The 16,409-nt window shown below is 65.6% G+C and carries 13 protein-coding genes, 1 tRNA gene and 1 pseudogene; 8 read left to right on the forward strand and 7 right to left on the reverse strand.

All coding sequences use genetic code 11. The features are described from left to right. Window positions 1-2 precede the first annotated feature (2 nt). Genes ABD791_RS10875 through ABD791_RS10885 form a run of 3 tightly spaced genes read right to left on the reverse strand, consistent with a single transcriptional unit; the run spans window position 3 to window position 2,600 of the window. Complete coding sequence (locus tag ABD791_RS10875; protein WP_345066144.1) at window positions 3-1,232, reverse strand: PP2C family protein-serine/threonine phosphatase; 1,230 nt, start codon at window positions 1,230-1,232, stop codon at window positions 3-5. A 4-nt stretch (window positions 1,233-1,236) separates the two neighbouring features. After that, window positions 1,237-1,848 (reverse strand): FHA domain-containing protein FhaB/FipA, encoded by a 612-nt coding sequence (locus ABD791_RS10880; protein ID WP_345066192.1) that lies wholly within the window; start codon window positions 1,846-1,848, stop codon window positions 1,237-1,239. Window positions 1,849-1,850: 2 nt separating this feature from the next. After that, window positions 1,851-2,600 carry an FHA domain-containing protein gene (locus ABD791_RS10885; protein ID WP_345066147.1) on the reverse strand — a complete coding sequence of 250 codons (750 nt, stop codon included), beginning with the start codon at window positions 2,598-2,600 and terminating at the stop codon, window positions 1,851-1,853. Window positions 2,601-2,975: 375 nt separating this feature from the next. Here ABD791_RS10885 and ABD791_RS10890 point away from each other — a divergent pair. After that, window positions 2,976-3,059 (forward strand) — tRNA-Leu (locus ABD791_RS10890). A gap of 228 nt (window positions 3,060-3,287) precedes the next feature. On the opposite strand, the pseudogene ABD791_RS21255 reads toward ABD791_RS10890, so the two are convergent. The 4 genes and pseudogenes from ABD791_RS21255 to ABD791_RS10910 all read right to left on the reverse strand — a co-directional run. Beyond that, a pseudogene (locus tag ABD791_RS21255) lies at window positions 3,288-3,389 on the reverse strand (hypothetical protein); the annotation flags it as partial. 76 nt (window positions 3,390-3,465) lie between these two features. Then, a complete protein-coding gene (locus tag ABD791_RS10900; protein ID WP_345066195.1) occupies window positions 3,466-3,765 on the reverse strand; it encodes a metal-sensitive transcriptional regulator in 300 nt (99 codons plus the stop codon). A 40-nt stretch (window positions 3,766-3,805) separates the two neighbouring features. Beyond that, complete coding sequence (locus ABD791_RS10905; RefSeq protein WP_345066150.1) at window positions 3,806-5,527, reverse strand: FAD-dependent oxidoreductase; 1,722 nt, start codon at window positions 5,525-5,527, stop codon at window positions 3,806-3,808. 11 nt (window positions 5,528-5,538) lie between these two features. Next, window positions 5,539-5,712, reverse strand: coding sequence for a hypothetical protein (locus ABD791_RS10910; protein ID WP_345066153.1), 174 nt, complete (start codon window positions 5,710-5,712; stop codon window positions 5,539-5,541). Between the two features lie 223 nt (window positions 5,713-5,935). On the opposite strand from ABD791_RS10910, the gene ABD791_RS10915 reads away from it, so the two are divergent. The 7 genes from ABD791_RS10915 to ABD791_RS10945 all read left to right on the forward strand — a co-directional run bounded on the left by ABD791_RS10915 (window position 5,936) and on the right by ABD791_RS10945 (window position 16,070). Next, window positions 5,936-8,323: a penicillin-binding protein gene (locus tag ABD791_RS10915; protein ID WP_345066156.1), complete on the forward strand. Its 2,388-nt coding sequence runs from the start codon at window positions 5,936-5,938 to the stop codon at window positions 8,321-8,323. Window positions 8,324-8,472: 149 nt separating this feature from the next. Next, window positions 8,473-9,525 (forward strand): iron ABC transporter substrate-binding protein, encoded by a 1,053-nt coding sequence (locus tag ABD791_RS10920; protein WP_345066159.1) that lies wholly within the window; start codon window positions 8,473-8,475, stop codon window positions 9,523-9,525. A 75-nt stretch (window positions 9,526-9,600) separates the two neighbouring features. Then, window positions 9,601-11,124, forward strand: coding sequence for an ABC transporter permease (locus ABD791_RS10925; protein ID WP_345066161.1), 1,524 nt, complete (start codon window positions 9,601-9,603; stop codon window positions 11,122-11,124). Further along, entirely contained in the window at window positions 11,121-12,251 is a 1,131-nt protein-coding gene (locus tag ABD791_RS10930) for an ABC transporter ATP-binding protein (protein WP_345066163.1), read from the forward strand. Before ABD791_RS10925 ends, ABD791_RS10930 begins: the two co-directional genes overlap by 4 nt. A gap of 97 nt (window positions 12,252-12,348) precedes the next feature. Next, window positions 12,349-13,251 carry an alpha/beta fold hydrolase gene (locus ABD791_RS10935; protein ID WP_345066165.1) on the forward strand — a complete coding sequence of 301 codons (903 nt, stop codon included), beginning with the start codon at window positions 12,349-12,351 and terminating at the stop codon, window positions 13,249-13,251. A gap of 69 nt (window positions 13,252-13,320) precedes the next feature. Continuing rightward, window positions 13,321-14,061 carry a VIT1/CCC1 transporter family protein gene (locus tag ABD791_RS10940; protein ID WP_345066167.1) on the forward strand — a complete coding sequence of 247 codons (741 nt, stop codon included), beginning with the start codon at window positions 13,321-13,323 and terminating at the stop codon, window positions 14,059-14,061. Window positions 14,062-14,441: 380 nt separating this feature from the next. Continuing rightward, window positions 14,442-16,070: an HNH endonuclease signature motif containing protein gene (locus ABD791_RS10945; protein WP_345066169.1), complete on the forward strand. Its 1,629-nt coding sequence runs from the start codon at window positions 14,442-14,444 to the stop codon at window positions 16,068-16,070. Window positions 16,071-16,409: the final 339 nt, after the last annotated feature.

Here is a 16,409-nt window from a genome sequence, read left to right on the forward strand (position 1 = left end):
GCTTAGGGGATGTTGGCATTGTGAAGCCGTTCGACGATGAGTTGCGCGTCCTCCAACGAGGGGGCGCTGATGGTCTGCTCGACCTGTTGCCTGTCATACATGCGCAGGCTGGACACGGGAAGGTCAGTTTCTTCGTAGACGTGGGAGAGCTTGATCGGGCCGAGGTCTTGCTGCACGCCTTGGAAGATCGCCACGTTGCTGCCTTCCACACCGATGAAGAACCGAGTCTGCGTCCACTGGTAGCCCAGGACCGCTGCGGCACTAATCGCGAGAACGAGCAGGATGACGCCGGTCAGCCAGGTGAAGCGGCGTCGGCGGGCACGGCGGGCGTCTTCTTCGATGAGCTCCGACAGATAGTCCTGCGAGTCAGGCTCGAAGTGGGACTCACGCACCGGGTGCAGGCGCAGGCCAGGCAAGCGGAGGGGACGGTTGCGGATGGGTTCCTCGCCGAAGGCGAGGGGGGCGGCGGCCGAACCGACGACAACGGGCTCTGCCTCGCGCAGCGGGCCGTCACCGATGTCGACGACGACGATGGTGACGTTGTCGGGAGCGCCGGCATCCAGGCTCTCTTTGACCAACCGGGTGGCGACGGACAGGGGGCTCGCGCCGCTGAGCAGGGCGTTGGCGATCGCGGCAGGGGAGACCACGCCACTCAAGCCATCGGAACAGATCAGCCACCGGTCGCCGGCCAGGGTGGTGAGAATCGAGGTGTCGACCTCTGGTGAGGCTTCGACATCGCCGAGCACGCGCATCAGCACCGAACGGCGCGGGTGCACCATCGCTTCTTGCTCTGTGATGCGACCGCTGTCGACGAGGCGCTGAACGAAGGTGTGGTCGACGGTGATCTGACTCAGTTCACCGTCACGCAGCAGGTAGATGCGCGAGTCGCCGATGTGCGCAATCGCGACCTGATCTTCCAGCACGATCATGGCGCTGACGGTGGTGCCCATGCCAGTGAGCTCTGCGTGCTCAAAAACAGTCTCGGCGAGCTGTGAATTGGCGGCTATCAGCGCGGCCTGAAGCGCGAACTCGGCATCCTGAGCCGTCGTGTACCCGATGTCGGCCTGCATGACACGCTTCGTGGCAATCGCCGAGGCGACATCGCCCCCGGCGTGACCGCCCATGCCGTCGGCAACCACGAAGAGGGAATGGCCGGCGTACCCGGAGTCCTGGTTGTTGGAACGAACCTTGCCAACATGAGAGACGGCGGCACTCTGACTCACTGTCGCCATGCACCTACCGCCGAAGCTCGAACGTGGTCGCGCCGATTTTGACAGGAGCGTTCAGCGGAACGGGCGTGGGAACGACGACCCGGGCGCCGGAGAGGAAAGTGCCGTTGGTGGAGTCGAGGTCCTGGATCATCCATTCCCCGTTCCACAGCATCAGGCGCGCATGGTGGGTCGAGGTGTAGTCGTCGCGAATCACGAGGCTCGAGTCAGTGGAGCGGCCGATGGTGATCGATTCGGCGGTGAGCGGAAACTCGGTGCCGACCTTCGGGCCTGACGTGATGACGAGGCGGCTCGCGTTCTGGGTCGTGGCTTTGACCGAGTGGCCGGAGGACGCGGGGCTCGGTGAAGCCGAACGCGGTGAATGGGCGCCAACGGGTTCGGTGAGAGCGGCGCCGGCGGGTGTCGGGGCGACGAAGGGGGGCAGCGGAGCAGAGGGCGCCGGAGCTGCCGAGTAGAGCGGTTCGGGGGAGGCCACGGGAGCGGCGGCGGCATCCGGGTTCATCTTGCGCACCCGGCGACCGAACAGGTCACTGCGCAGCGCATAGACGATGCCGAAGATGAACAGCCAGAGCAGCAGCAGAAAGCCCAGGCGCAAGACGAGAAGGGTGAGTTCGCTCACACTCATGTGGCGGGCCCCCAGAATCCGCCCATGTCGTGGCGTTCGGTGGGGTCCTCGACACGACGATCGGAGAACTGATCGACGGATGAGGCCTGTGCGAGCACGCGGAAGACGATGCTGGTGCGTCCGATCGTGACGGTCGATTCGGGTTCGAGGATTGCCTGCTTGACGGGGGAGCCGTTCAGCTGGGAGCCATTGGTGGAGCCGAGGTCGCGCACCTGGGCGCGACTGCCATCCCAGAGGATCTCGACGTGGCGGCGGGAGGTGCCCGAATCGTCGACGGTGATGTCGGCGTCGCTTCCGCGGCCGATCACAGTGCGGGATTTGACCAACGGATAACGCTTGCCGTTGATGTCGAGCACGGGGGTCCAGGAGACGCCGCCCTGCACGGTGCTGGAATCGACCTGCACCATTCCCTCGGTGAGAGTGCGGTCTTCGGCCAGAGAGATGGAGAGGCCGCCGGCGAATTGATAGCGCTGGGAGGCGGCGTGCTGCTGCACCAACTGCGTCAGTTCGTCGACCAGTGCCGGACCGAGTCCGGTCATCCGTTGAAAGTCGGCCGATGCCATGCGTACGGTGAAGCGGTTGGGTGCGAGGATGCGGTCGCGCGAAACGACCGCAGCTTTGGTGTCGAGCTCGCGTCGCAGCGCTGAGGTGATCTCCACCGGCTGCAAGCCCGACTTAAAGGTCTTGGCGAAAGCGCCGTTGACGGCGCGCTCCAAGCCTTTTTCAAAGTTATCCAGTATGCCCACAGGTCTCCCGATCCGGTCCGTTTGGCTAATGAGCATGTTACTTGTCTCGGGTGTTAACTCGCCGGTAGGGCGGCGAGCACACGGAAAGTCATCCTACGGGGGTATCTCATCGCGATGCTGACCGCCGGGGATCGCGCTACGTGCTGGTGGTGCCGCATTCCTCTCTATAGGGGGAGTTTCGCGCAGCGCTGGTCGGGCGCCGCGCCGCGCGTTGGGGCCGACGGGCGCGGCGGCACTCGACCCGCGTGGCGGCATCCGTCGGCCGGAACCTGCCACGAAATGGCCTGCAGCAGACCCGGCGAGTGAGTGGCGACACACCAGGGCGACTTCTCGAATGGCGAAGAGGCAGGCGAAAGTGCTAGCATTTTGAAGTTCGCGCGAGTGGCGGAATTGGCAGACGCGCTGGCTTCAGGTGCCAGTGCCCGTAAGGGTGTGGGGGTTCAAGTCCCCCCTCGCGCACGCGAATGAAAATGAGCTGGAGCCAACCAGACTCACACGAAAGGCCCCCGAGAAATCGGGGGCCTTGTGCGTTAACTCGCGGCGGTCGGCGGCCGAGCGTGGAGCGGTGGCTGAGCGGGCGGCCCGACTTCTGGTGCATTGTCGGGTTCGCGGACCCTGGTCGAGCCGGAACGGCGGATACGCATCGGTCATCAAGGCCATGTAGGCGACGACCCGGAAGATCCAGCGGTTGAGCCCGATCACCAGATCGAACAGGGGACGGGGATAGAGCCCAGTGAAGAGCAGGATGACCGCGGCGATCACGTACTCGCATTGGTCACATACTCGCATTGGTCACGTGCTGACGCGTCGGGCGGGAGCCGACCAGGGCTGAAGATCTCTCGACCTGTGATGCTTCCCGTCTGGGTCAGGCGAGCGCGAGAAAGAGCTTCTCCAGTTCGTCGACCGTCAACGGGGTTGAGCCGTCAGCGGAATCCGCGGGATCTGCGGATTCTGCAGTCCCGTCGACTGGCGCCGCCAGGCAATGCCGCATCGCCGAGGAGACGATCGTGAATCCGGCCCGGTCGAGGGCCTTCGAGACGGCAGCGAGTTGCAGCACGACATCGCGGCACTCGGCGCCCGAGTCAACGGCGGCGATGACACCGGCCAGCTGACCTTGGGCACGTTTGAGTCGGTTCAACACCTTGCGCTGCTGCTCGGCATCCATCGCTCCTGCGCCGATACGGGGCGCTGGCTGAGCTATCGCATCACTGGATTGCACGGTCATGTTCCTTCTCCTTCATGAGGTTGGTAGGCCGGGTCGAGAGCAATCCGGCCTCCCAGGTCTTGAATCCGCCGTCAAGGTTGCGCACGTCGGCGCCCAGCTGAGTAAGCAGGCGGGCCGCCGTGTGTCCACGCTGACCGACCTGGCAGTGAACGATGAGCGGGGCATCCGGCAATGCTCCCATTCGATCGCGGATCTCGTCCAACGGCAGGTTGATCGCGCCGGGGATGCTGCCACGGTCGAACTCGCCGGCCGAGCGCACGTCGACAAGAATCGCACCGTTGGCCCGAGCTGCGTCGAGTTCGTGCCACTGAATGCTGCGGGTCGCGCCCGTGCGCAGATTGTCGGCGACATAGCCGGCGAGGTTCACGGCATCCTTCGCCGAACCGAACTGAGGAGCATAGGCGAGCTCCAGACGAGACAGCGCCGAGGCGGTCAGGCCGCCCGCCATGCCGGTGGCGATCACGTCGATACGCTTGTCGACGCCGTCACGACCGACGATTTGTGCCCCGAGAATGAGGTCGGTTTCGCTGTCGATCAGCAGCTTCAGCGCCATCTGCTCGGCACCCGGGTAATAGCCGGCGTGGGAGAGCGGATGCGTGTGCACGACGCGGTGCGGTCGGCCAGCGGCCCGCAGGCGCCGCTCATTCCACCCGACGAGCGCGATCGTGAGATCGAAGACACCGACGATCGCGGTTCCGAGCGCCGGCGTGCTCGGCTCGGCCAACCCGCAGATCGCGTCGGCGGCACTGCGTCCGTGACGGTTGGCCAGACCGGCCATGGTCACGAGGGTTGCTGTGTTGCTGATGGCATCGATCTTCTCGACACCGTCGCCGACTGCATAGATAGAGGGATCGTTCGTGCGCTGGAAGGCGTCGACGGCGATGCCGCCCGCGGCCCCAATGGTCAGACCGGCGTCGGCCGCCAGCCCGGTATCGGGGGTCACGCCGCTCGCCTCGATCACGAGCGTCGCTTCAATGGTGCTGCCGTCGCTGAGTTGCACCCCGTCCGACGTGAGGTTCGTCACCGAGGTTCCCAGACGCACGTCGACACCGTGCAGGGTGAGCGCGTCGAGAACCGGGCTCGCCATCTCTGCGTCGAGGGGGGAGAGCGGATGAGCACCCCGATGCACGAGCGTGACGTTCAGCCCGCGACGCACCAGGTTTTCGACGGCCTCCAAGCCGATGAAACCGCCGCCGATGACGACGGCGCGTGCCGAGGGCCCCGCATCCGTCAGCTCGGCGGTGATGAAGTCGACGTCTTCGACCGTGCGCAGCGTGCGCACCGGGATCTCGCCGCCGGCGACACCCTCACGGGCCTGCGCTCCGCCGGCCAGAATCAGGGAGTCGTAGTGCTCGCTGTGTGTCTGGCCGGTCAGCAGGTCGCGAACGACGACGCGTCGGTGCTCGCGATCGATGGCGATCACTTCGTGCTTCACCCGCACATCGAGACGGAACCGCTCGAAGAGTGACTGCGGCGTCTGCAACAGCAGGCTGTCGCGCTTCTCGATCGCTCCGCCGACGTAGTACGGCAGACCGCAGTTCGCGAACGACACGTGCGCGCCCCGCTCGAAGACGATGATCTCTGCCGCCTCGTCGAGACGGCGCAACCGTGTCGCGGCGGACATTCCGCCGGCGACGCCGCCCACGATGACGATCTTCTTCTGGGCGGACGCGGTGGTCAACGCGGGCGTGAGCTCGGGCATCAGTTCGCGCGTCATTTTGCGCCAGAGAACAGTCGGGTGAGGAATCCGGCGCGGGCGGGGGTCTCATTCTCGTGGCCCGCGCAGCGGTCGGACTTCTTCACGTTGCGCAGCACGTCGTCGACGTGCTGACCGCAGCCCGCCCAGGTGGTCTTGTTGCAGGTCTTGCAGGTCACAGCACGGCACATCAGGTTCTCTTTCAGGATTGTTGGTCGGGATCGGCGTGTGAGATCACCATACCCTGGGGGGTATGCAAAACCCTGAGCGGATGCTGGGGAGGGGGCGAGGGATGGCCGGGTTCGAGGTCGGCGTGCGGGATCTGACAGGCTCGACCACCGGGATGCCCCCCAACCGGGAAAGATCAGCCCTAGGTAGGGTGTGCAAACGACTTTGACCCCGTAGCCTCGCACGATGGGGAATGGAAAACGAAGCGTCGCGGGTGGGTTCGGAGCGTTTCTGGGATTGATTGGGATGAGTGCTGTTGCCGGCCTCTTGGTCACCGTTGCGGTGACGCCGACTCTGACGGTTTCGAGCATTGCGGCCACCAAGACAATTGGCCTTTTTGAGAATCTGCCGAACTATCTCAACATCGGTGAGCTGGCCGAAGGCTCCAACATCTACGCGACGGCAGCCGACGGTTCGTTGATTAAACTTGCCACCTTCTACGAGCAGAATCGCGAGGAGGTGGCGCTGGAGAACATCTCCCAGTTTGTGAAGGATGCGGCGGTGGCGGGGGAGGACCCGAGGTTCTTCAGTCATGGCGGCGTCGACATGCAGGGAACCGCGCGGGCGACGATCAAGCTCATGCTCAAGCAGAACGGCGGTGGTGGTTCGTCGCTCACCCAGCAATACGTGAAAAACGTGTTGGTGCAGAATGCGGTGATGAGCGCCACGACGGAGGAGGAACGAGCTGCGGCCATCGACTCCGCCACCCTTGAAGAGCCGTCGCGCAAGCTCAAGGAGATGCGCCTGGCCATTGGGCTGGAGAAGAAGTACTCGAAGAATGAGATCTTGGCGGGCTACCTCAATATCGCCTTCTTCGGCGGAACGGTCTACGGCATCGAGGCGGCCAGCAAGTACTACTTCGGTGGGGTCAGCGCGAAGGATCTCACTCTGGAGCAGGCGGCGAGCCTGATTGCGATCGTCAACTATCCGGAGGACTTTCGTCTGGACCAGCCTGACAGCGAAACGAACGGGGCGGCCAACGGCTACGCGAGAAACCTGGACCGTCGCGACTACATCCTCGATCAGATGCTGCGCTACAAGAAGATCACGCCTGAACAGCACACGGCAGCGGTGGCTGCGCCGGTCGCCCCGGTGATCACGCCGCCGACCTCCGGATGCAAGACTGCCGGCGGTTCCGGGTACTTCTGCGACTACGTCTATTGGGCGATCCGCAATGGAGACGCGTTGGGCGCAACGGTGGAAGAGCGCGTCGAGCGGCTGCGCCGCGGTGGACTCGACATTTACACCACGTTGGATCTCGGGCTGCAAGTCGCTTCGGAAGCAGCGGTCAACGAGAACGTTCCGAGTGTCGATCCCCGTTTCGACGTGGGTTCGACGGCGGTGACCGTGCAACCCGCGACCGGACGCATCCTGGCGATGGCGCAGAACAAGACATTCAGCAACGACCCCGAAGTGCTCGAAGCCAACGGGCCGAGCTGGACATCCATGAACTACAACACCGACATCGATTACGGCGGATCGAGCGGCTTTCAGCCCGGCTCCACCTATAAGGTCTTCACGCTGGGGGAGTGGGTCAATGCCGGCCACTCGCTGAGGGAGAGCTTCGACGGCCGGAGACAGGGATTTTCGCAGTTCACCGACAGTTGCATCGGGGGCTGGAGTGGGGCGCCCTTCAATCCGCGCAATGACGATGGTCGAATCGCCAACAACGCCGTCGACGCGACGAAGTGGTCGGTGAACTCGAGCTTCATGGCGATGGCGCATCAGTTGGATCTCTGCAAGATCAAACAGCTGGCTGAGCGTTTCGGTGTACATCGAGCGAACGGCGACCCGCTCGAGATGAACCCGTCCGACGTGCTGGGCTCCCAAGAGGTGGCTCCCTTGACGATGGCCAGCGCCTTCGGCGGCATTGCAAACAACGGGGTGACCTGTTCGCCGATTGCGATTGATCGCATCGTTGACCGAAACGGCGCCGAGATCGCACCGCCGAAATCCGAATGCACGCAGTCGGTGCCGGCTAACGTCGCCGCAGCCATGGCCTATGCCATGCAGCAGACCTTTGCGGGCGGCGGAACCGCTGTCGCCTCCAACACCGGAACCGGCGTGCCGCACATCGGCAAGACCGGAACGACGGATGGCGCCAAGGACACCTGGATGATCGGCGCCAGCACGAAGGCGGCGACGGCGGTCTGGGTCGGCAACGTCGTCGGCGAGACCAACCTCCGCAACCTGGACTTTGAGAGCGGTGCAGCCGCCACTGCCCGGCACCGCATCTGGCCGCGCATCATGACGGTGGCTGACAATACCTGGGGCGGCGACGCGTTTGCAGAGCCTGATTCGTCAGCGTTCCGCGTGATTGAAACCGACATCCCGGATGTCAGCGGCAGGTCTCCTGCTGAAGCTCGCAGCATCCTGGAGAGAGCCAGCTTCACTGTCGTCGAGGGTGCCCCGCGAAACTCCGACGTTGCCGCCGGACTGGTCGCCGGATCCAACCCGTCAGGGTCGGCGCCGCACGGGGCGACGATTGAGATCTTTGTGAGCCTGGGGCCGGCGGCCGTCGCGCCTCCGGCTCCTCCGGCCGGCACGCCGGACAAGCCCAGCAAATCGGACTAGGCGGATTGCACGGGAACACACAACACTCCGAGCGACGGAGCTGCAGTGACACGCATCCGCGCTGTCTGAGAGTTTTCTCTGGCGTGGAAGCATCGGTGCAGTGACTAAGGGTAGGCTTGCCTTCGCACTGCACCTCACCAAGGGATCCAATGAACCGCCTACTTCGCCCCGCACTTGTCACCGTCGCCGTTGCAACACTCGCCCTGACCGGATGCTCATCGCCATCAGCAGCTCCCTCAGGCGAGTCATCCGCTTCACCGGAATCACTCGCCGGTACCTCGATCACCGTCTACAACGCGCAGCACGAGGAACTCACCCAGGCCTGGGCGGATGCCTTCGAGAAGGAAAGCGGCGTCACGGTCACCATTCGCAACGGCTCAGATTCTGAGCTCGGCAACCAGATCATTCAGGAGGGCGCTGCGTCGCCCGCCGATGTTTTTCTGACCGAGAACTCCCCGGCCATGTCGCTCGTGGACAACGCCAAGCTGTTCGCCCTCGTCGACACCGACACGCTGGCCCAGGTGCCGAACGCGTACAAGCCGTCGAGCGGAACCTGGACCGGGATCGCCGCGCGCTCAACCGTCTTGGTCTACAACCCGAGCCTGCTGCCCGAAGCCGAGCTGCCGGCCTCATTGCTCGACCTCGAGAAGTCGGAGTGGAAGGGCAAGTGGGCCGCCTCACCAAGTGGCGCCGACTTTCAGGCCATCGTCTCCGCACTGCTCGAGCAGAAGGGCACCGCCGCGACCGAAACCTGGCTCGCGGGCATGAAGGCCAATTTCTCGGAGTACAAGGGCAACAGCACCGTGATGAAGGCGGTCAACGCCGGTGAAGTTGCGGCCGGCGTCATCTACCACTACTACTGGTTCGGTGACCAGGCAGGAACCGGCGAGAACAGCAACAACACGAAGCTGTACTACTTCAAGAACGAAGACCCGGGCGCATTTGTCAGCGTGTCAGGCGGTGGCGTGCTCAAGACGAGCAAGAACGCGGCCGCAGGGCAGGCGTTCCTCAAGTTCATCACCGGCAAGGCCGGCCAGGGCATCCTGCAGACGGGCACGAGCTTTGAGTACCCGGTGGGCAGCGGCGTCGCAGCCAACCCGGCTTTGCCGGCGCTCGACACCCTCGAAGCACCCGTGATCGACCCGTCGAAGCTGAACAGCACAGAGGTCACCACGCTGATGACGGCGGCCGGCCTCATCTAATGGACTCATCTCGATGATCGTTCTCCCAGCTCAGTATCGGTCGCCTCGGTGACCGTGCTGAACACGCGGAGGGGTGTGGGCGCTGGCTCCCGCCCCTCCGCACTTCTCGTTGTCGTGACCGTTGCGATCGCTGTGGTCACGCTGGTTCCGGTCGGTTTCGTGGTCGTCACAATGCTGCAGACCGGGTGGGATGTGCTCGCCCCGTTGATCTTTCGCCCGAAGGTCGGCGAGCTGCTCGCGAACACGGTTCTGCTTGTCGTCATCGGTGTTCCGCTCTGCGTCGCGCTCGGCGTCGGCGAGGCCTGGCTGGTGGAACGCACGAATCTGCCTGGCCGACGTGTCTGGGCGATTCTGTTCGCTGCCCCTCTCGCTGTTCCGGCATTCGTCAGCAGCTACGCCTGGGTGAGTCTCATCCCCTCGATCGGCGGGCTCAGCGGCGGACTGCTGATCGCCGTTCTGTCGTACTCCCCACTGGTCTATCTGCCGGCTGTCGCGACGCTGCGCCGGCTTGACCCGGCCCTGGAAGACTCGGCTGGATCGCTCGGGCTGACCGCTCCCCGGGTGTTCGTGCGCGTCGTGCTGCCCCAGCTGCGCCTGGCGATCTGGGGCGGTGGCCTCGTCGTCGCGCTGCATCTGCTCGCCGAGTATGGCGCGTTCGCCCTGATTCGGTTCGACACCTTCACGACGGCGATCATTGTGCAGTACCAGTCGACCTTTGCCGGCCCGGCGGCCAGCGCGCTCGGCATCGTGCTCACTTTGCTCTGCCTGCTCGTGCTCACCGCCGAATCGACCACGCGCGGTCGGGCGCGCTACGCGCGCATCGGCTCTGGCGCCTCGAGTCCCGCCGAACGTCACCGCCTGGGCCGCGCGACGATCCCGGCCATCGCGGCTGCAACATCCGTCACCCTGCTCGCCGTCGGCGTTCCCCTCGGCAGTATCGCGCGCTGGTTGAGCGTCGGTGACCCGTGGGCGCAGCCCGAGATTCTGCCCGCCATCACGCAGACGGTGCTTCTCGCCATCGGCGGTGCGCTGCTGACCATCATCGTGGCGATGCCGCTGGCCTGGCTGAGCATCAGGCATCCGAGCCGCACCAGCAGGCTCGTCGAGGGATCGACCTATCTGGCGAGCAGCCTGCCGGGCATCATCATCGCGCTCGCGCTCGTGACAGTCACGATCCGGCTGGTTCCGGGGCTCTATCAGACCGCGTTCACCGTGCTCGTGGCCTACCTGATCATGTTTCTGCCCCGGGCTCTGGTGTCGCTGCGGGCCGGGCTCAGTCAGGCGCCGATCATGCTCGAAGAAGCGGCGCAGTCGCTGGGTACCTCGCCGATGGTGGCCAGAGCACGTGTCACCCTGCCGTTGCTCGTTCCGTCGATTCTGGGCGGTGCGGCCCTCGTCGCGCTCGGCGTCGCCAATGAGCTCACCGCCACCCTGTTGCTGGCGCCGAACGGAACCCGCACGCTGGCCATGCAGTTCTGGTCGGCAAGCTCATCGGTCGCCTACTCAGACGCGGCCCCGTATGCTCTACTCCTCGTGATCATCTCGATCCCGACCGTCGCCCTCATGTCGCTCCAGTCACGGAAAAGAACCGCTCAATGACCACGCTCCGTGTGCAGGATGTCTCGCTCGCCCTCGGCGGACGCCCCGTTCTCTCGGGGGTCTCCCTCACCATTCCCAGTGGGACTCGAACCGCCCTGGTCGGCGCATCGGGCAGTGGCAAGACCACCCTGCTGCGCTTGATCGCCGGATTCGCGCGCCCCGACAGCGGAACCATCGCGCTTGACGACACCGTGGTGTCTGGCCCACACACCTTTCTTGCTGCACACCGCCGAGGGGTCGGCTACGTGGCGCAGGATGGCGCGCTGTTTCCGCACCTCACCGTGGAACAGAACATCCGCTTCGGTCTGACGCGTGGTTCACGTGGTTCACGTGGGTCGCGTGGTTCGGGCGGCTCGGGCGGTTCTGCTGGTTCTGTGAGCACGGCCGGTTCGGGGGGTTCGCGGTCGGCCCAGATGGCCGCACGCATCAGAGAGGTTGCCGATCTCGTGGCATTGCCCTCCGACCTGCTCGGGCGCTATCCGCATGAAATCTCGGGCGGGCAGCAGCAGCGAGTCTCTGTCGCGCGGGCGCTCGCCCCTGCGCCGAAGATGATCGTGCTCGACGAACCGTTCAGCGCCCTCGACACCGGGCTGCGCGAGCAATCCCGGGTGGCAGTGATTGCAGCGCTCGAGGCCAGCAACGCCACGGCGGTGCTCGTCACTCACGACCAGGATGAGGCGTTGATGTTCGGTCAGCAGATCGGCATTTTGGCCGGTGGGCGACTGGAGCAGCACGGCTCCCCGCTGTCGGTGTTCGACAACCCGAGCACGGCAGAGGTCGCCACTTTTCTCGGCGATGCCGTCTTCGTGGCGGGTCAGTTGCGCGGAACGTCGGCCGAGACGGCGTTCGGCAGCGTTTCGCTGCGCCATCAGAATGCGGGCGTTGAGGCAGAGACCGGCGGCTCGATCCGGGTGCTGCTGCGTCCAGACCAACTGACGCTCGGGCAGGGCGTGGCGCCGAACGGCAGGGTCACGTCGCTCTCCCCGCGCGGAACCCGACTGCACATCGAGATTGAAGCGATCGGGTCGGCCGACCGGGTCGTGCTGACTATCGCCGCCGCGGATGCGAGCTACCGGGTGGGTGAAGCGGTGACAGTGGTCATCCACGGCAGTGGGGTGTCGTACTAATTCTGTTGGCGCCGTGATGTTGTCTCTGCTGGAGCCGTGATGTTGTCGGCAGCGTGACGACCTCGACGCTGTCGGTCGATCGCCCTACGCTGGGCGCATGACAACGGCTCGGGATGTCACCCTTCAGGACGGACGCACACTGCGGGTGCATGACAGCGGAGCCGGAGCCGGAGCCGGACCCGGACCCGGAGCCGGAGCCGGAGACGGACCCGGTCCAGACGGGTTGACGGTGCTCTGGCACCACGGATCGCCGCAAACCGGAGCTCTGCTCGAACCGCTGCTGGCGGCGGCGGCCGTGCGGGGCATCCGACTGCTGTCGTATGCGCGGCCGAGCTATGGTGGCTCGACGCCGCGGCCTGGCCGCAATGTGGCCTCGGCCGCTTCGGATGTTGCGGAGATCGCCGACGCGCTCGGGCTCACCAGATTCGCCGTGATGGGTGCTTCGGGCGGTGGCCCGCATGCCTTGGCCTGCGCGGCCCTGTTGCCCGGCCGGGTGAGCGCGGTGGCCAGCATTGCCGGCCTGGCACCGTTCGAAGCAGACGGGCGCGGCTGCGATGGGTTCGACTGGTTCGATGGGATGGCGGCCGACGGGGCGTCGCTGCGCGCGGCAGAGGCGGGGCGCGAGGCCCGGGCGCGGTTCGAGGAGACCGACGAGTTCGACCCGTCGATCTTTACCGACAGGGACTACGCGGCGTTAGGCGGAGCGTGGTCGGTGCTCGGAGCGGATGCGCAGGCCGCGTCAGCTGCCGGCAGCGACGGACTTGTCGACGACGATGTGGCCTTCGTCACTCCGTGGGGTTTCGACGTCGGGGCGATCGACATGCCGATGTTGCTGGTGCACGGTGGTCAGGACCGCGTCGTGCCGTCGGCGCACTCCACCTGGTTGCTTGACCGCGGTCGGAATGCCGAGTTGTGGTTTCGGCCGCGCGAGAGTCACATTTCGATCTTGGCGACGTGCCCGGTGGTGATGGATTGGCTGCGAGCCGCGGCGGAGCACTAGCGGTGCTGCCGGGAGTCGGGTCGGCCGCGTTGTGTGGAATCGACCCGCCCGTCGTGGTTGAGTAGCACTATGGCTACCGAATTCACACGCGATTCCACGCCCGAGCCGCATCCGAATGAGCCTCATCGCGCAGGGCTCGCGCAACGCCTGAACTGGCTGCGCGCGGGAGTGCTCGGCGCCAACGACGGCATCGTCTCGGTCGCCGCGGTCGTCGTCGGTGTGGCGGGGGCGACCCCGGTGGCCGGTGCCATTCTCACCGCGGGTGCCGCAGCTCTGGTCGGGGGCGCGATTTCTATGGCGCTGGGTGAATACGTCTCGGTGAGCAGCCAAAGCGACAGCGAGAAGGCGCTGATCGCCAAGGAAAAGCGCGAGCTCGAGGAGATGCCAGAGCAGGAGTTGAAAGAGCTCGCCGGGATCTACCAGGCGAGAGGGCTCTCGCCCGAGACCGCTCAGCAGGTGGCTGTCGAGCTCACCGCTCACGACGCACTGGCGGCCCATCTGTCGGCCGAATTGCACATTGATCAGAACGACGTGGTGAGTCCGTGGCACGCCGCGTTCGCCTCGGCCCTCTCTTTCACCCTCGGAGGGATCCTGCCCCTCCTGGCGATTCTGCTCACCCCAGAGGCCTGGCGAATTCCGCTCACTTTCGTCGTGGTCTTGCTTGCTCTTGCGTTGACCGGGGCGGTGGCCGCGCATATCGGCGGAAGCTCACGCATCCGCGCCACTGTGCGGGTTGTCGTCGGTGGAGCGATCGCCCTCGTGGCCACCTTCCTCATCGGGATGCTGCTCGGAACGACGGGCATCGTTTGATGGGCTGTCGAGCCAAACCGTGTGGCGTTTCGTTTTGCGATACACGGCGAGCCGACTTCTGAACTCCGCATCTCGTTGATCGGGCCAGTCGAGATCTCGCGAGTCGACCCCTCAACGCGGCCACCCGGTCGCCTGCCAAAAACCGGGCCCAGCTCGGTGGTTGAGCTTGTGGAGTTGAGCTTGTCGAGTTGAGCTTGTGGAGTTGAGCTTGTCGAAACGCGGCGGGCCGACCCCTTGAACGCGACCCCCTCGGCACCCGTGCCTGGGGGCGCACCCACCCATTCCTAGGCAGCAATCCTCCACAGACAAACTTACGAAAAGTTATCCACCGATCCTGAGAAATGCTCGCATTCCAGTTCCCATTTTGAGAGAATTGGGTTATGGAATCAGAGCCTGTTTCCCCCATCATCGCCCCGACCACCGACACTCCGGTGGCCGCGGTCATGCTGCAGGTGCAGGCTCTGACGGCCGGGCTTTCGACCGCTGAAACGCTCGAGGTTTCCGCGAAGATGGCGGCCAGGTTCTCCACGGCTGACTCTCTCAAGCTCGCCGCCACCGTGATGTCCGGAGCGATGACCGAGCTCAACCCCCACCTCCGCTCCGACGACGACCTGCTGAGCCTGCTCGGATCGATGGAGGCCGTGGGCCGGCTAGCGGATGCGGGCCGGGTCGCCCTGGCCGCGGACGTCGAGGTGCGCTCCGACACGCGCATTCAGACGGTGTCCCTGGCACGCACGCGTGGCAGTGTCACCGGCACCGACTTGATCACGACGCTCACCCGCGTCTCGGCCCGGGAGGTGAAGCGGCGGGTCACGCTCGGTGAGAAGACCCGGGTGCATCAGATGGGCGGCAGCATGCTGCCACCGCGCTACCCGGTCGTCGCCGCGGCCCTGACCGCCGGAACCCTCGGGGTGGATGCGGCCGAGGCGATCGTCACCGGGCTTTCCGACCTGCCCAGCTACCTCGACCCCACGGATGTCGAGGCCGCCGAGCGGGGCCTCGTCGCTTCCGCGACCGGTGCCATCACCGCGGAGAACGAGGGCCTGCCGAACGCCGGGTTCGCGTTCTCCGCCGACCTCATCCGCGGGCAGATGTTGCAGTGGAAGGCGCTCCTCGACCCGGACGGCACCGCGCCGACCGAGGGAACCGTGCTGGCCGCCCGCAGCAGCTTCGGCTTCGGCCAATTCCGCGACGGGCTCTACCCCTTGCGCGGCGGGGTGACCCCGGAGCTCCGCGGAATCATGAACGGCATCTTCGACACCTACCTCAGTGCTCACTCAACCGCAGCTCATGCGCAGCCGGTCCCGGCGGAGCCGGGCCGGTTCGCGACCGCGGAGGAACAAGCCCAACACGAGGCCGAGGAGCGGGCGCGCATCGATGCCGGCGAGGTCATCCCCGGCGCCGACCAGTTCGACGACCTCGATACCCGCACCGGCGGGGAGAAACGTGCCGACATCCTCCGCGGCGTCTTCGACGCCGCCGCCCGCGACGCCGGCACCCCCACCCTGGGCGGCGCCGCCCCCGTCGTCATGGTGCACGTGAACGCAACCGACCTCCTCGATTCCACCGGCGTCGGCTGGGTCGACGGGGTCGACGCCCCCGTCTCGATCAGCACCGTGAAGCATCTCGTCTGTGCGGGCGAGATGCAACGGATCGTCTTCGCCGAAAACGGCGAGATCCTCCACTCCGATTTGAAGCAGCGCTTCTTCACCCGGGCCCAACGCCGGGCGATTATCGCCCGCGACGGCGGTTGCGTCGTCTTCGGCTGCACGTCACCGCCGGGCTGGGCCGAGATGCACCACGTGGTGCCCTGGTATCGCGGCGGTAAAACCACCATCAACAACGGCGTCGCCCTCTGTTGGTACCACCACTCCACCATCGACACCTCCGGCTGGCTGATCCGCATCCTCGACGGTGCCGTGCAGGTCAAGGCGCCACCCTGGATGGCCCCCAGCGGCGACTGGATACCCGCCCGCAAGCACCGCGCCCACACCACGCTCAGCCGCTGAGCAATCTCGGTGGTCGAGGAGCGCGCGAGCCTGCGAGCACGCGTCTCGAGACCCCGCGAGCCGACCCTCGAACGCAACCCACGTTCCCGAGATCGGCTCGCCGGGTCTCGAGCTTCCGGGCCGCTGCGCGGCATGGTGGTGAACGAATCTGACCATTGCGTTGGTCGAGGAGCGAGCGCCAGCGAGTGTCTATTAGGTAAATGAAATGGCTTATGCTGCCTCCGATGGTGTGAGGGTGACGTCGAAGCCGAGGTTCTTCAGCTGTCGGCGGGCGCGATTCTTGGCGCGTTCGGGGTTGATGCGGGTGGAGTAGTCGGCGCCGAGTTCGGTGTAGGCGAC

It is taken from the genome of Glaciibacter kafniensis (assembly GCF_039538945.1).
Taxonomy (GTDB): domain Bacteria; phylum Actinomycetota; class Actinomycetes; order Actinomycetales; family Microbacteriaceae; genus Cryobacterium; species Cryobacterium kafniensis.

What these genes read in the sequence shown, in the direction of transcription:
- ABD791_RS10905 (WP_345066150.1), bottom strand. Translation starts at nt 5,527, where the DNA reads ATGCCCGAGCTCACGCCCGCGTTGACCACCGCGTCCGCCCAGAAGAAG.
- ABD791_RS10900 (WP_345066195.1), bottom strand. Translation starts at nt 3,765, where the DNA reads ATGGATGCCGAGCAGCAGCGCAAGGTGTTGAACCGACTCAAACGTGCC.
- ABD791_RS10910 (WP_345066153.1), bottom strand. Translation starts at nt 5,712, where the DNA reads ATGTGCCGTGCTGTGACCTGCAAGACCTGCAACAAGACCACCTGGGCG.
- ABD791_RS10940 (WP_345066167.1), top strand. Translation starts at nt 13,321, where the DNA reads ATGGCTACCGAATTCACACGCGATTCCACGCCCGAGCCGCATCCGAAT.
- ABD791_RS10945 (WP_345066169.1), top strand. Translation starts at nt 14,442, where the DNA reads ATGGAATCAGAGCCTGTTTCCCCCATCATCGCCCCGACCACCGACACT.
- ABD791_RS10930 (WP_345066163.1), top strand. Translation starts at nt 11,121, where the DNA reads ATGACCACGCTCCGTGTGCAGGATGTCTCGCTCGCCCTCGGCGGACGC.
- ABD791_RS10875 (WP_345066144.1), bottom strand. Translation starts at nt 1,232, where the DNA reads ATGGCGACAGTGAGTCAGAGTGCCGCCGTCTCTCATGTTGGCAAGGTT.
- ABD791_RS10935 (WP_345066165.1), top strand. Translation starts at nt 12,349, where the DNA reads ATGACAACGGCTCGGGATGTCACCCTTCAGGACGGACGCACACTGCGG.
- ABD791_RS10915 (WP_345066156.1), top strand. Translation starts at nt 5,936, where the DNA reads ATGGGGAATGGAAAACGAAGCGTCGCGGGTGGGTTCGGAGCGTTTCTG.
- ABD791_RS10920 (WP_345066159.1), top strand. Translation starts at nt 8,473, where the DNA reads ATGAACCGCCTACTTCGCCCCGCACTTGTCACCGTCGCCGTTGCAACA.